Source organism: Caldisericum sp. (assembly GCF_049967455.1).
GTDB classification, from domain to species: Bacteria; Caldisericota; Caldisericia; order Caldisericales; family Caldisericaceae; genus Caldisericum; species Caldisericum exile_A.
Window position 1 is genome coordinate 19,186 of sequence record NZ_JBMFSR010000010.1, and the last position, 12,873, is coordinate 32,058.

The window sequence follows — 12,873 nt, forward strand, 5'->3', positions numbered from 1 at the left end:
AGCATCACCTTCTTATCTTTATTTTATATTCTGTAAAGAAATTACCCACCATGACAAAAATTAGGATTAAGCCGTTAAATGCGTTTATAGTTGAAAATGGAAAGCCAAGTGAAGTTTGGATTACATCGCCGCCTACTAAAATACCTCCAAAAAAGACTGCTGAGACAATTGCAAGAATTGGATTCAGTTGAGCAAGCCATGCAACTATAATTGCAGTGTATCCATATCCAGAGGAAATCTGAGCAGGATAAGTAAGATGCCTATGAATTCCTGCAACTTCTCCTACTCCTGCAATTCCTGCAAGTCCTCCTGAAATTAGCATCATAATTATAGTTATTTTAACAAAATCGATTCCAGAATACCGCGCAGCGTGAGGATTTTCGCCAGTAACTTTTATTTCATAACCATATTTGGTTTTTTCAATAAATAAATAGATCAATACTGCTGATAGTAAAGCAATTATCAAAGTAATATAGCTTATTCTTGTCCCTGGAATCTGGGCTAAGGTTGCACTTTGTGGAAAATTGTCTGTATATGGAAAACCATACTGTGTTTTACCTTTCCAAGGGCCATATACAAGATATTCTACAAAATCTTCTGCAATGTAATTCAACATAAGCGTGGAAATAATTTCATTGATTCCTAACTTGACTTTAAGTAGTGCAGGAATTAAACCAAATAGCGCACCACCCAAAAAACCCACCAAAAACATAGTAGTTATTGTTGAAATTGATGAATGATAAGGACCAAAGTTTAATGCAATCCATGTTGCAAAAGTTGCCCCAACCAATAACTGTCCATTTGCGCCTATATTCCAAAATTTGCCTTTAAATGCTACAATTAAACCTTCTGTTATAAGAAGCAGTGGGATTGCTTTAGCTATTGTTTCTTTTAAACCAAAAGGTGAACCAAATGATCCTTGGAAGATCTTAGAGAATGCATAAAAAGGGTTAATACCACGCAATAAAAAAATAAAACTTGATAAAATTACAGCTACAAAGATGGAGATGAGATAAACAGAAGTATAGTACTTTTTTGAGACATAACCCCTCTTTTCAATTGAGATGTGCATTATTCTCCTCCTGTTTCCTTAGGGATCCAGCCATCATTAAACCAATTTCTTCAATTGAAACTTTCTTTGGATCAACTATACCCATAAATTCTCCCATAAACATCACTGCAACTCTGTCACTTAGTTGAAGTATTTCCTCTAAATCTTCTGAGACAAGAAGTATTGCAGAACCTTCTTTCCTCTTCTTTAACAATAGTTTTCTTATATATTCAGTTGCAGCGATATCAAGGCCATAAGTTGGGTGTGCGGCAACAATAAAATTAGACTTTGTTGTAGTCTCTCTTGCAAGGATTAATTTTTGTATATTTCCTCCCGATAAAAGTTTTGTTTTTGTCTCTATCGACGGTGTTGCAATTGAAAAATCTTTCACCAGTTTAATTGTAAAATCTTTAATTGTTTTGTAATTTAAAAATCCTCTGTTAGAAAATGGCTCTTTATAGTAGTCTCTAAGCACGGCGTTTTCGTAAACTGGAAAATTTGGTACTATTCCATACTTTATCCTTTCCTCAGGAATGTGAGCAACACCCATTTCTCCTATTTCTCGTGCACCTCTGTTTTGTATCTCCTTATTATTAATAATTACCTTCCCTTTTTCTACTCTCCTTAGTCCAGTAAGTGCTTCTACTAATTCCTTTTGTCCATTTCCGGAAACACCGGCTATACCGAGAATTTCTCCCTTTCTTATTTCAAAAGATAAATTTTTTACAGCCTTTATGCCTTTGTCACTTAGAACATCAATATTTTCAACTTTAACTACAACTTCACCTGGTTCAACCTTTTCCTTTTCCAAATTGAATATAATTTCTCTACCAACCATCATTTTTGCTAACTCTTCTTTTGTTGCATCCTTTGTCGTTGTGGTTCCAATAACTTTTCCTTGCCTTAAGACTGTTACAATTCCACCTAATTCATAAACCTCTTCAAGTTTGTGAGTTATAAAAATGACTGAATGTCCATTAGCAACGAGTTTTTTAACTGTTTTAAAAAGTTCAGTTGCTTCTTGTGGTGTAAGTACTGAGGTAGGTTCATCAAGGATAAGCAATTTTGCTCCACGCATTAGTGCTTTTAAGATTTCAACCCTTTGTTGTTCTCCTGCTGAAAGCTGCCATATTTTTGCATCTGGATTTACATGTAAACCAATTTCGTTACTGTACCTCTCTATTTCTTTTGCAATATCTTCTGTTGGATTTAGAAATTTAGTTCTATTAAGTCCAAGCGCTACATTTTCAGCAACTGAGTGATTTTCTACAAGCATGAAATGCTGGTGAACCATACCGATTCCATAATTCATTGCAGTTCGAGGAGAGTCAATAAAAACTTTCCTTCCGTTTATAAATATTTCTCCATCATCAGGTTGGTAGATGCCATAGATTATATTCATAAGTGTTGTTTTTCCCGCACCATTTTCTCCTAAAAGGGCATGAATTTCACCTGCATTGATTTTTAAAGAGATTTTATTGTTTGCTACAACTCCTGGAAATTCTTTGTAGATGTCCTTTAATTCAAGCGATTTGAATTCGATATTGTCTAATTCCAAGGTTTCACCTCACTTAATTTAATTGAAGGGGGGATTTAACCCCCCTAAATTAACTTCTTTAATTGTTTTTTATTTTGGAATTTCTCCAACTACATTGTCAACAAACCAATTAATATTCCACAATAAATCGTGAGAGGCTCTTTCTCCTGGTTTTAATCTCAATGTTCCTTTTTGATCATAGATTGGACCTGTAAACGGATCAAAGAGAACTGTTGGTTCACTCATTTGTTCTTCTCTCTTCATAACAAGATCGTATATGCTAATTTTTCCAAGGATTGGATCGTTGACAAATTTTGCTTTAAGTGCATCAACAAACTTTGGATTAATTGGAGTATTAAAGTCTGCTCCAAGTTTGCAAGCGCCTTCTTTCATAAGCCACCAGTAGTCCTGGTTAGTCCAAGTATTTGTGTATACTCTTCTTATAATGTCTTCATAGATTGGTTCCCAATCTGCAAGCTGCCCAGAAACTACTGTATCGGGTCCATATTGTAACATAGGGCTATAGTGAGAAAATGTATAGATCTGCTGTCCTTTCTTTGTATGTTCTTCGCCAACATCGATCACAGCAGTAGAATCTTCTGTGAACGCTAAGGCATCAACTCCATCAGATATCAGAGATTCTGCTGCTTCTTTTGCCTTTGCAGGGTCATACCAAGTGTATAGCCATGTTACATAGACTTTTGCCTTTGGATTGGCTTCTTTTACACCAATTGCAAATGCATTAATGTGTCTTATAACTTCGGGAGTTGCCTGAGCTGCGACATATCCAATTTTGTTAGTTTTTGTAAGAGCGCCAGCCATTAAACCTGTAAGATAATAGGCTTGGTAAAGTTCAGAGAAATAAGTGCCAAGATTGGTATCCCTCTTGTAGCCAGAGCAATGTTCAAAAATAACATTTGGATACTTTTTTGCTGCTTCTGCTGTTGCGTCCATAAATCCGAAACTTGTTGTGAATACAATGTTGCATTTTTCTTCGTTAACTAACCTGTCGATGTAACGACCAGCATCAGTTTCTGGAACTGATTCAATGTAGACTGTTTTAAGCCATGGGAATTTTTGTTCGAGTTGCTTTCTTGCTACATCATGTGCATTAGTCCAACCATAATCACCCGTAGGTCCTACATAAATAAATCCTGCTTTAATAGTTTTTTCTTGAGCTTGTGGTTGGGATGTTGTTTGGGAAGTTTGTTGCGGCGAACATGAGACAGAAGTAAATACAAGCATTAATAGAACTAATGCTACTAATAATGTTTTTAATTTATTTTTTAGCATACTTCACCTCCTTTAAAGTTATTTTATTAAATTTACTTAAAATTTGCAATATGTTTGTGAATATTTCTTAAAAAATATTATAATATAAAAGCTATCTTAAACAAGAAAGGAGACAATCTATGGGACATGTTAAAAGCTTGAAGTGTTTGATTTGTGGATCCGAATATCAAGAAGATGAAGTAGAGTACACTTGTCCTAAGTGCGGAAACGAAGGTTTGCTTGAAGTTGAATACGATTATGGAACAATCAAAACAGAGTTTACTAAAGAATATCTAAAAAATAATAAAAATTATTCTATGTGGAGATATTTGCCATTACTTCCAATAAACGATGCTTCAAAAATTGGACCACTTCAAGTAGGCTTTACTCCACTTTATGATGTGCCAATAATTAGAAAAGATTTAGGTGTGAGAAATCTTTTTATAAAAGATGAAGGAAGAAATCCAACTGCCTCTTTAAAAGATAGGGCATCAGCTGTAGTTGTTGTTAAAGCTCAGGAAGTTGGGTTAAATGATATAACTTGTGCTTCAACTGGAAATGCTGCTTCATCTCTTGCTGGTGCAACTGCTTCAGTCGGCTTAAAATCATACATTTTTGTCCCCAAAAATGCTCCAAAGGCAAAACTTACTCAGCTTTTAGTTTTTGGTGCAACAGTATTTGCTGTAAACGGGACCTACGATGAAGCATTTGATCTTTCAATAAAGGCGACAAAGGAATTTGGATGGTATAATAGAAATACAGGTTTTAACCCATATACTGTTGAAGGAAAGAAGACTGTAGCACTTGAAATTGCAGAACAATTGAACTTTGATGTTCCCGACTATATTTTCGTTTCAGTTGGAGATGGCAATATTATTTCAGGAGTTTATAAAGGGTTTTTTGATTTATTAAATCTCGGCTTTATAGATAGAATGCCAAAACTTATTGCAGTCCAGGCAGAAGGTTGCTCTCCCGTTGTTGATGCCGTTAATGGGGATGGAATAATTAGACCAGTCATACCTAATACAATAGCTGATAGTATTTCAGTTGGAATCCCAAGATCTGGAATTATGGCAGTTAAGTATATTAAAGAGAGCGGAGGTTTTGGAATAAAAGTCAGTGATTTAGAAATTCTAAATGCAATAAAATATCTTGGATCTAAAAGTGGTATCTTTGCTGAACCTGCTGGATCAACTTCATTTGCAGGTTATTTGAAGGCGCTTAATAGCGGTTCTATTAGAAAAGATGATAAAGTAGTTGTGATTATAACTGGGAACGGCTTAAAAGATGTTGATAGTGCTATGAGAGCTGTAAAGGAACCTATTTATGTAGATCCTACTATTGAGGATGTTAAAAATAAATTAAAAGAGACAAAATAATTATTCTGATACTGGTGAAATCACAACTATCATTTCCTTTTTTATAAGAATAAAGTCTCTTTTTTCAATGACTTCTTTAGAATTAATTGAACGTATTTCTGCATCTACTACGGGTAAGAACTGTGTGTCCTTTAAAAACTTATTTAACGCATCTGAAAATCGCATATTCGCTGGAACATAAACGAAACCTTTTATTACAAATGCTTCTGTTAATATTGTAACTTCTGTTTTTTTAGTGTTTGGATTTATTGCCATTTATACCTCCAAAAAAATTAAAGGCAGGGAAAAAAACCTGCCTTTAATTTTTACTTTTTCTTTGCTTCTTTTTGTTTTTTTCTTACACTTGGTGGGACATAGTAACGTCTTTTTTTAATTTCTGCATAAATCCCATCTTTTGCGCATTCTCTTCTAAATCTCTTAAGCATGTCCTCTAAGGACTCATTTTGTCTTCTATGTACTTCTGCCACTGGTTTTCTCCTAACTTTTAGTTAGGATAATCGCCTCCTTTCACAATTTTCTCAATACAAGTTTACAGAATTTTCAATTATTGTCAAGAATTTTTACTAAAATTTATAAAAATTCTTTAAATTTTATCTTGCAAAATATTACTTTTATAGTTATAATTAATGCGTGGTGATAAAAATGAGCGAATTTATACAAAACAATTTAAGTAGAGTTGAAAGACTAAATTTAATGAGAAAGCTTCTTATCGACATGGATAAAGGACTAATTTCTCCTGCGGAAGTGAAGGAGCGTTTCAAGAAGATTTTGGAAAATGTTCATCCGGCTGAAATTGCAATAATTGAAAACATTCTTATAGTTCAGGATCATTTTCCACAAGAAAAAATTCATCGACTTTGCGACGTGCATATCGACATTTTTAGAGAATCACTTGAAAGTCAAGAAATTAATGTTCAAAAAAGCCATCCCTTATACCTTTTGTATGATGAACATAAAAAAATATCTGAAATTTTGGGAATGGTGATGAAAATTGCATCAAGCATTGAGAATAACAAAAATGTTGATGCGGTTACAAAAATTCTTGAAGAGAATTTACCTGTCTTTGATAGCTTATTTGATATTGAAAATCATATGGTTAGGGAAGAAAATGCCTTATTTCCCTTTTTAGAGAAGCATGATGTAGTTCAGCCGCCTCAAATTTTATGGAACGAACATGATTCGCTACGAGCAAGACTTAAAGATTTGAGAGGATATCTAAATAAGGCTTCAAATCTTAATAATCAAGAAATCGATGAATTACCAAATCTACTCAAATATATTGTAGATCTTAAAACTTCCCACATTTACAAAGAGAACAAAATACTTTTTCCAACTGCACTTGATAAACTTGAGGAGGCGGAGTGGGATAAGGTTTGGGAGGGGATGAACGAGATTGGATATGCAAAATATACAGATTTAAGTTTAGTGAAGGAAACAGGGAAAATTTACAAAAAGAAAGAAATTTTAGAAGATAGATATATATATCTTGAATCGGGTAAATTTACACTTGATGAGTTAAATGCTCTTTTTGAGACTTTACCTATTGAAATCACATTCATAAATAAGGATGATATAGTACAATTTTTTAACAGGGGTGAAAAAAGAGTATTTGTAAGAACAAAGGCGGTTTTAGGACGCACTGTTCAAAATTGCCATCCGCCAAAGAGCGTCCACATAGTAAACAAAATTTTGGAAGACTTTAAAAGTGGCAAAAGAAATGTTGCTGAGTTTTGGATAAATATGCAAGGGAGATTAATATATATTAGGTACTTTGCAGTTCGTGATTCTTTAGGAAACTATCTTGGAACTTTGGAAGTAACACAAGATGTTACAGATATTAAAAAGTTAGAAGGAGAAAAAAGAATTTACTCAGAAGAGTAGGGAGGAAAAAATGGTTTCAAAAGAAGAAATTATTAATGCATTAAAAAATGTTTATGACCCAGAAATACCGATTAACATTGTTGATCTTGGCCTTATCTACAAACTTGATGTGGATGAAGAAAATGGGATTGTGAAAATTTTAATGACTTTAACTGCACCTGGGTGTCCCATGGGAAATTATATAGTTAATGACGTTGAAATGGTTTTAAGGTCTCTTGATGGCGTAAAAGATGTTCAAATTGAGCTTACCTACGATCCGCCGTGGTCACCCGATATGATGAGTGAAGAGGCGAAGAAGGAGCTGGGCTATTTATGATTTATTTTGATAGTGCAAGTTCTACAAAACCCGATCCAGAAGTATTGCATGAAATGTGCGAGTTTGCGAGTGATTATTATGCAATACCTTCTTCTATTTTTTCTCATACATTAGGATTACAAGTCGCTGATAAAATTCAAGAGGCAAGAGATTTTATAGGAAACAAATTAGGTGTTAAGGGAAGTGAAATTATCTTTACTTCCTCCGGAACTGAAGCAAACAATTTAGCAATTAAAGGCTATGTTTTTGCGAACAGGAATAAAGGAAAGCACATAATAACCTCAAAAATTGAGCATATCTCTGTTTTAGAAACTGTAAAAAAGCTTTTGAGAGATGGTTATGAGATTTCTTATATAGGAGTCGATAAGGACGGTTTCATAGATATAGATGAATTAAAAAAATCCATAAGGGATGATACTATTCTGGTTACTATACAGCTTGCAAATCACGAGGTTGGTACAGTTCAAAATATCGAAGAAATCGCCAAGATCTCTAAAGAAAAAGGAATTACTGTACATGTTGATGGTGCTATTGCTATTCCGTATATAAATTTGAAATTGGATAACATTGATATGCTCACTATTTCTCCTCATAAGTTTTATGGTCCAAAAGGTGTTGGAATATTATATGTTAAAGAAGGTTTGAAGCTTGAAAAAATATTAGACGGTGGATATAACGAATTTAATTTAAGGGCTGGTCATGAAAATACTCCTGCGATTGTTGGCGCAAAAAAAGCGTTTGAAATTTGGGATAGCAGTATATCGGAGTATTTAAGGAACTTGAAAATGTATCTATATGATAAATTATTAAGTGAAATACCTGATGTTATGCTTAATGGAAGTCTTAATAAATCTTTGCCGCACATACTTAATGTTACCTTCAAATATATTGAAGGTGAATCAATTGCTTTAAGGCTTGATTTTGAAGGTATTTCAGTAACGACAGGATCTGCCTGTTATAGCAGAAACTTACAGGCAAGTCATGTTCTCCTTGCGATGGGAAAATCACACGAAGATTCTCATGGTTCAATACGATTCTCATTGTCCAAGTATAATTCTAAAGAAGAAATTGATTATACAGTTTCAAAACTTAAAGAAATTGTAGAAGATTTGAGAAGAATAAGTCCACTTTTAGGAGGTGAGTAATATGCCAATTCCATATACTAAGTTGGTTATAGAACATTTTAAAAATCCACATAACGTTGGTGAAATACAAGATGCTGATGTGAAAGTAACTGAGGGAAGCCCGGCCTGTGGTGATATGATAACTCTCTATCTTAAGATCGATCCAAAAACACGCAAAATTGTTGATGTAAAGTTTAAGTCATACGGATGTGCTTCAAACATTGCAACTGCTTCAATTATTACAGATTTGGTTAAAGGAAAGACTGTTGAGGAGGCAAAAAATATTACATGGAAAGATGCTGCGGAGGCTTTGGGTGGTCTTCCTCCTGTTAAGGTTCACTGTTCTGTTCTTGCGGCAGATGCATTGCATTCTGCTGTTGAACTCTACCTTGAGAAAAACGGTTTAACTAAAGAACATGAACCTACTACTGTTGATAAAGTGTATGAGCGTTTGTCTCATGTTATGAATCCTGAAACAGGTATTGATATTGTTAAATCAAAGATTGTAAAATCTGTTGTCGTAAATTCTCACGTAGTTGAAATCGTTCTTAATATTCCTGAAACTTTTCAATTTGGAGAAAATATAAAAGAAGAAATATTAGAAAGACTTCAGTATCTTTGGGATGTAAAAGAGGTTAAAATATTGTTTAAGGAGTAAAAGTATGAATGTAAAAGTCAAACTCTACGGAGATTATTTAAAATATGGTCCAGAAGAAACATACATTGATATTGAAGAAGGCTCAACAGTGGAAGATGTTTTGAATAGATTTGGCATAAAGGAAAGAAAATATATTATAGTCCTTGTTAATCTTAAAAGAGCATGGTTTGAGGACAAGTTAAACGATGGAGATGTGGTAAGCGTGTTCTCACCTGTTGGAGGTGGCTAAATGGTTCAAGACCCAGTTTGTAAAATGATTATGGAGAAAATCGAAGCACTTACAAGAGTTGAATATAATGGTGAGATTTATTATTTCTGTTCAGAAGATTGCAAAGAGCAGTTTCTGAAGAATCCAGAGAAGTATCTTATTAAACCCAAAAAACCTGAAAATTCGGGGTGTTAGATGTTATCAAAAGATGAATTAGAAAGATATGATAGACAAATACGTATTGATAAAATAGGAATAGAAGGTCAAATAAAATTAAAGAATTCAAACGTTTTAGTTATCGGAGCTGGCGGCTTAGGAAGTCCTATTCTTCTTTATCTTGCATCTGCAGGTGTTGGTAGAATTGGTATTGTAGATGGCGATGTAGTTTCCGTTGGAAATCTAAATAGGCAAATTCTTTATAATATTGACGATATAGGGAAAGCGAAAGTACTAGTTGCAAAAGAAAAAATAGAGAAATTAAATCCTAATATTGCAGTGGAAGCTTACAACACTTGGCTTACAGAGGAAGAGACTGCGAGAATAATTTTAAGAAAATTCACAGCTATAATAGATGCAACTGATAATTATGAAACAAGATATTTAATAAATAGAGTGGCAGTTCATTTAAATAGGCCTTTATTTATTGGGGCTGTTGGGCGTTTCGTTGGTCAAGTAATGGTTGTAATACCACATGAGACAGCTTGTTTAAACTGTATCTTTCCAGAAAGAGAAAAACAAATTCTTTTTAAATTAACCGAAGAAAATAGGAATCAAGGTATTATTGGAACTACAGTTGGAGTAACAGGAACAATTGTGGCAAATGAGTTTTTAAAATATACTTTAGGCATCGGTTCCTTACTTAAAAATAAGCTTCTAATATTTGATGGTTTAACTAATGAATTTTCGATAATTAGTTTAGAAAGAGATCCAAATTGTAAAATTTGTAGTATAATTTGATAGTATTTATAATTATTTGAAAGGAGGAAATTGAAATGAGGCAAATGACGGAAAAAAGTTTAAGAGAAGCATTTGCGGGTGAATCTCAAGCTCACATGAAGTACTTAATTTTTGCAGAACAAGCTGAGAAAGAAGGATTACATGATGTAGCAAGACTTTTCAGGGCGATTTCGTTTGCAGAACAAGTTCATGCTACCAATCACTTTAAAGCCTTAATGGAGCTTAAGAAAACTTCTGAAAATCTTCAATCGGCTTGGGGTGGAGAGAATTTTGAGGTTGAAGAAATGTATCCTGCTTACAATGCGATAGCAACTTTGCAGGACGAGAAAGATGCTCTTAGGTCAATTCATTTTGCTTTATCAGCCGAAAAAATACATAGAGAACTCTACGCAGAAACTAAAGAAAAATTAGACAAAGGTGAGGAAGTCAAATTTGATAAGATTTATATTTGTCCTGTTTGTGGTTATACAGTAATTGGTGAAGCACCAGAGCAGTGCCCGATTTGTGGAGCACCAAAGAGTGCTTTCAAAGAATTTTAATAAGGAGGCAAAAATGAAAAAGTACAAATGCATGGTTTGTGGGTATGTTTATGATCCAGCAGAAGGCGATGACACCCAGGATATCCCTCCTGGAACACCCTTTGAGGACTTGCCAGAAGACTGGACTTGTCCAGTTTGTGGAGCTACAAAAGACCAGTTTGAGGAGATTTAAACATGGATGATGTTTTGGAAATTTTGAAAGCTGCAATGGAAGTTGAACTTGATGGCATAAATTTGTATAAAACTGCAGCTGAAAAAACAGAGGATAGACAAGCAAAAGAAGTTTTTCTTTTCCTTGCACAGGAAGAAGGCAAACACTATAGATATTTAAAAGAATTACACGATGCAATAAAGAACAAGACTAATTTTGATGTAAATAGCATTCCTAAGCCAAGCTTGACTTTTAAAAGAATTTTTTCTGAGGATTTCTTAAACAATCTGAAAGGTAAAAATTACGAATTTTCTGCAATCTCTACGGGAATGATATTGGAGAAAAATTCAATTCTGTTCTATAAGGAGCAAGCGGAGAAAGCCCACGATCCAAAGGTAAAATACCTATTTGAAGAACTTATGAAGTGGGAAGAAGAGCATCTAAATATGCTTACTAATGAATATAACGATTTAAAAGAAAGATTTTGGCAGGTAAATGATTTTTCGCCATTTTAAATTGGTAGGTGAAAGATATGATATACGCTATTATTGGTTTAGGGGTTGCAGGCGTTACAGCTGCTAAGATTATAAGACAATTAGATCCCAAGGGAGAAATTCATATTTTTTCGGACGAGCCCACCCTTTACTATCCTAGACCTAAATTGTTTGAGGTTATAAGAGAGGAAATAAAGGCTAGAGATTTATATTTCTATGATTCAATGTGGTATGAAGAAAGAGATATAAAGCTTCACCTTGGTGTAAAGATTAGAAAAATTGATCCTAAGGAGCATCTATTATATCTGGATATGGGAGGCAGTGTTGCATATGATAAACTTTTGATTGCAAATGGGGCTTCTTCCTTTGTACCACCTATTGATGGAGTTTATACAGAAGGCGTATTTACTTTGAGAAATCTAAATGATGCATTTAAAATTAGAAGACATTCTTTTCTTATAGGTAACGGAAAACCGACTGCTGTTATTGGTGGTGGTGTTTTAGGATTAGAAGCGGCATACTCATTTCTAAAAAATAAACTCAAGCCTGTTGTTGTCGAGGGCGCTCCTTATCTTCTACCAAGGCAGCTAGATGAGGAAGGTTCAAAAATTCTAAAAGGTATATTAATGAGTTGGGGAATAGGTGTTTTGGAAAATGCAAAAGTAGAAAGAATTGAGGGAAATACAAATGTAGAAAAAGTTGTTTTGGCCGATGGCACGGTTGTTCCGGCAGAAATGGTTCTTTTATCTACAGGTATTCGTCCTAATACTTCACTTTTAGAACTTTCTAAGTTGCCATTTAATAGAGGTGCTATTGTCGATTCTTATATGCAGGTTGCAGAAGACATTTTTGCTGCCGGGGATATAGCGGAGTTTAATGGAACTATTTATGGAATAATTCCTCCGGCAATAGAACAAGCAACAATTGCTGCAACAAACATGGTTAAAGATAGATCATTAGAGTATAAAGGCTCTGTTCCATCTAATACTTTGAAGGTTGTTGGACTTGATTTGACTTCTGTTGGTCTTGTAAATCCTAAGGAAGATGGTTATGAAGTTATACGAGCAAGTGATGAGTCGTCTCATAAATATAGAAAGATTGTACTTAAAGATAATAAGGTTGTAGGAATAATTATACTTGGTATTAAGGAAGCAAATATAGCAAACAAACTTGTTAACAAAAAGGTGGATGTCACCCAATATAAGGATAAATTAGGTGATATTAATTTCTCTCTCAAAGAAATTAGTGCCTAACGATTTTTTATTTTAAAAAAGAGGGGGCATAAAATACCCCCTCTGATCCTCAC

General features: G+C 34.1%; 17 protein-coding genes. 12 read left to right on the plus strand and 5 right to left on the minus strand.

The annotated features are described in order from the left end of the window. Window positions 1–4: 4 nt before the first annotated feature. The 3 genes from ACP5SP_RS03995 to ACP5SP_RS04005 all read right to left on the minus strand — a co-directional run bounded on the left by ACP5SP_RS03995 (window position 5) and on the right by ACP5SP_RS04005 (window position 3,881). Window positions 5–1,072 carry an ABC transporter permease gene (locus tag ACP5SP_RS03995; RefSeq protein ID WP_428076067.1) on the minus strand — a complete coding sequence of 356 codons (1,068 nt, stop codon included), beginning with the start codon at window positions 1,070–1,072 and terminating at the stop codon, window positions 5–7. Continuing rightward, window positions 1,056–2,609 (minus strand): ABC transporter ATP-binding protein, encoded by a 1,554-nt coding sequence (locus ACP5SP_RS04000; RefSeq protein WP_424586663.1) that lies wholly within the window; start codon window positions 2,607–2,609, stop codon window positions 1,056–1,058. The genes ACP5SP_RS03995 and ACP5SP_RS04000 overlap by 17 nt, the downstream gene beginning before the upstream one ends. Window positions 2,610–2,678: 69 nt before the next feature. Next, window positions 2,679–3,881, minus strand: a complete 1,203-nt coding sequence (locus ACP5SP_RS04005) for a BMP family ABC transporter substrate-binding protein (protein ID WP_428076068.1) — start codon at window positions 3,879–3,881, stop codon at window positions 2,679–2,681. 119 nt (window positions 3,882–4,000) lie between these two features. On the opposite strand from ACP5SP_RS04005, the gene ACP5SP_RS04010 reads away from it, so the two are divergent. Further along, window positions 4,001–5,239 carry a threonine synthase gene (locus ACP5SP_RS04010; RefSeq protein WP_424586661.1) on the plus strand — a complete coding sequence of 413 codons (1,239 nt, stop codon included), beginning with the start codon at window positions 4,001–4,003 and terminating at the stop codon, window positions 5,237–5,239. Here the strand turns inward: ACP5SP_RS04010 and ACP5SP_RS04015 are convergent, their stop codons facing one another. Next, the gene (locus ACP5SP_RS04015) at window positions 5,240–5,494 is read right to left on the minus strand and encodes a hypothetical protein (RefSeq protein ID WP_416084690.1); all 255 of its coding nucleotides are present in this window, start codon (window positions 5,492–5,494) and stop codon (window positions 5,240–5,242) included. A 50-nt stretch (window positions 5,495–5,544) separates the two neighbouring features. After that, window positions 5,545–5,706 (minus strand): 30S ribosomal protein S21, encoded by a 162-nt coding sequence (gene rpsU / locus ACP5SP_RS04020; protein WP_014453423.1) that lies wholly within the window; start codon window positions 5,704–5,706, stop codon window positions 5,545–5,547. A gap of 175 nt (window positions 5,707–5,881) precedes the next feature. Here rpsU and ACP5SP_RS04025 point away from each other — a divergent pair, with 175 nt between their 5' ends. Genes ACP5SP_RS04025 through ACP5SP_RS04075 form a run of 11 tightly spaced genes read left to right on the plus strand, consistent with a single transcriptional unit; the run spans window position 5,882 to window position 12,820 of the window. Beyond that, window positions 5,882–7,120 (plus strand): DUF438 domain-containing protein, encoded by a 1,239-nt coding sequence (locus ACP5SP_RS04025; RefSeq protein WP_428067012.1) that lies wholly within the window; start codon window positions 5,882–5,884, stop codon window positions 7,118–7,120. A gap of 10 nt (window positions 7,121–7,130) precedes the next feature. Next, on the plus strand, window positions 7,131–7,436 hold the full coding sequence (locus ACP5SP_RS04030; protein ID WP_424586659.1) for a metal-sulfur cluster assembly factor: 306 nt from the start codon (window positions 7,131–7,133) through the stop codon (window positions 7,434–7,436). After that, window positions 7,433–8,581, plus strand: coding sequence for a cysteine desulfurase family protein (locus tag ACP5SP_RS04035; protein WP_416084687.1), 1,149 nt, complete (start codon window positions 7,433–7,435; stop codon window positions 8,579–8,581). The genes ACP5SP_RS04030 and ACP5SP_RS04035 overlap by 4 nt, the downstream gene beginning before the upstream one ends. A gap of 1 nt (window position 8,582) precedes the next feature. Next, window positions 8,583–9,218 carry an iron-sulfur cluster assembly scaffold protein gene (locus tag ACP5SP_RS04040; protein WP_416084686.1) on the plus strand — a complete coding sequence of 212 codons (636 nt, stop codon included), beginning with the start codon at window positions 8,583–8,585 and terminating at the stop codon, window positions 9,216–9,218. A 4-nt stretch (window positions 9,219–9,222) separates the two neighbouring features. Then, window positions 9,223–9,447: a MoaD/ThiS family protein gene (locus tag ACP5SP_RS04045; RefSeq protein WP_424596651.1), complete on the plus strand. Its 225-nt coding sequence runs from the start codon at window positions 9,223–9,225 to the stop codon at window positions 9,445–9,447. Beyond that, window positions 9,448–9,621: a YHS domain-containing protein gene (locus ACP5SP_RS04050; RefSeq protein ID WP_416084684.1), complete on the plus strand. Its 174-nt coding sequence runs from the start codon at window positions 9,448–9,450 to the stop codon at window positions 9,619–9,621. Then, on the plus strand, window positions 9,622–10,383 hold the full coding sequence (locus ACP5SP_RS04055; protein WP_424586656.1) for a HesA/MoeB/ThiF family protein: 762 nt from the start codon (window positions 9,622–9,624) through the stop codon (window positions 10,381–10,383). It begins immediately after the preceding gene. 35 nt (window positions 10,384–10,418) lie between these two features. Then, entirely contained in the window at window positions 10,419–10,922 is a 504-nt protein-coding gene (locus ACP5SP_RS04060) for a rubrerythrin family protein (protein WP_416084682.1), read from the plus strand. A gap of 13 nt (window positions 10,923–10,935) precedes the next feature. Next, on the plus strand, window positions 10,936–11,094 hold the full coding sequence (gene rd, locus ACP5SP_RS04065; protein WP_416084681.1) for a rubredoxin: 159 nt from the start codon (window positions 10,936–10,938) through the stop codon (window positions 11,092–11,094). A 2-nt stretch (window positions 11,095–11,096) separates the two neighbouring features. After that, the gene (locus ACP5SP_RS04070; RefSeq protein ID WP_416084680.1) at window positions 11,097–11,588 is read left to right on the plus strand and encodes a ferritin family protein; all 492 of its coding nucleotides are present in this window, start codon (window positions 11,097–11,099) and stop codon (window positions 11,586–11,588) included. Between the two features lie 17 nt (window positions 11,589–11,605). Beyond that, the gene (locus tag ACP5SP_RS04075; protein ID WP_428067033.1) at window positions 11,606–12,820 is read left to right on the plus strand and encodes an NAD(P)/FAD-dependent oxidoreductase; all 1,215 of its coding nucleotides are present in this window, start codon (window positions 11,606–11,608) and stop codon (window positions 12,818–12,820) included. Window positions 12,821–12,873 lie beyond the last annotated feature (53 nt).

Coding starts and splice junctions, on each gene's coding strand:
- ACP5SP_RS03995 (WP_428076067.1), bottom strand. CDS start 1,072: ATGCACATCTCAATTGAAAAGAGGGGTTATGTCTCAAAAAAGTACTAT.
- ACP5SP_RS04005 (WP_428076068.1), bottom strand. CDS start 3,881: ATGCTAAAAAATAAATTAAAAACATTATTAGTAGCATTAGTTCTATTA.
- ACP5SP_RS04010 (WP_424586661.1), top strand. CDS start 4,001: ATGGGACATGTTAAAAGCTTGAAGTGTTTGATTTGTGGATCCGAATAT.
- ACP5SP_RS04015 (WP_416084690.1), bottom strand. CDS start 5,494: ATGGCAATAAATCCAAACACTAAAAAAACAGAAGTTACAATATTAACA.
- ACP5SP_RS04025 (WP_428067012.1), top strand. CDS start 5,882: ATGAGCGAATTTATACAAAACAATTTAAGTAGAGTTGAAAGACTAAAT.
- ACP5SP_RS04030 (WP_424586659.1), top strand. CDS start 7,131: ATGGTTTCAAAAGAAGAAATTATTAATGCATTAAAAAATGTTTATGAC.
- ACP5SP_RS04035 (WP_416084687.1), top strand. CDS start 7,433: ATGATTTATTTTGATAGTGCAAGTTCTACAAAACCCGATCCAGAAGTA.
- ACP5SP_RS04040 (WP_416084686.1), top strand. CDS start 8,583: ATGCCAATTCCATATACTAAGTTGGTTATAGAACATTTTAAAAATCCA.
- ACP5SP_RS04045 (WP_424596651.1), top strand. CDS start 9,223: ATGAATGTAAAAGTCAAACTCTACGGAGATTATTTAAAATATGGTCCA.
- ACP5SP_RS04050 (WP_416084684.1), top strand. CDS start 9,448: ATGGTTCAAGACCCAGTTTGTAAAATGATTATGGAGAAAATCGAAGCA.
- ACP5SP_RS04055 (WP_424586656.1), top strand. CDS start 9,622: ATGTTATCAAAAGATGAATTAGAAAGATATGATAGACAAATACGTATT.
- ACP5SP_RS04060 (WP_416084682.1), top strand. CDS start 10,419: ATGAGGCAAATGACGGAAAAAAGTTTAAGAGAAGCATTTGCGGGTGAA.
- rd (WP_416084681.1), top strand. CDS start 10,936: ATGAAAAAGTACAAATGCATGGTTTGTGGGTATGTTTATGATCCAGCA.
- ACP5SP_RS04070 (WP_416084680.1), top strand. CDS start 11,097: ATGGATGATGTTTTGGAAATTTTGAAAGCTGCAATGGAAGTTGAACTT.
- ACP5SP_RS04075 (WP_428067033.1), top strand. CDS start 11,606: ATGATATACGCTATTATTGGTTTAGGGGTTGCAGGCGTTACAGCTGCT.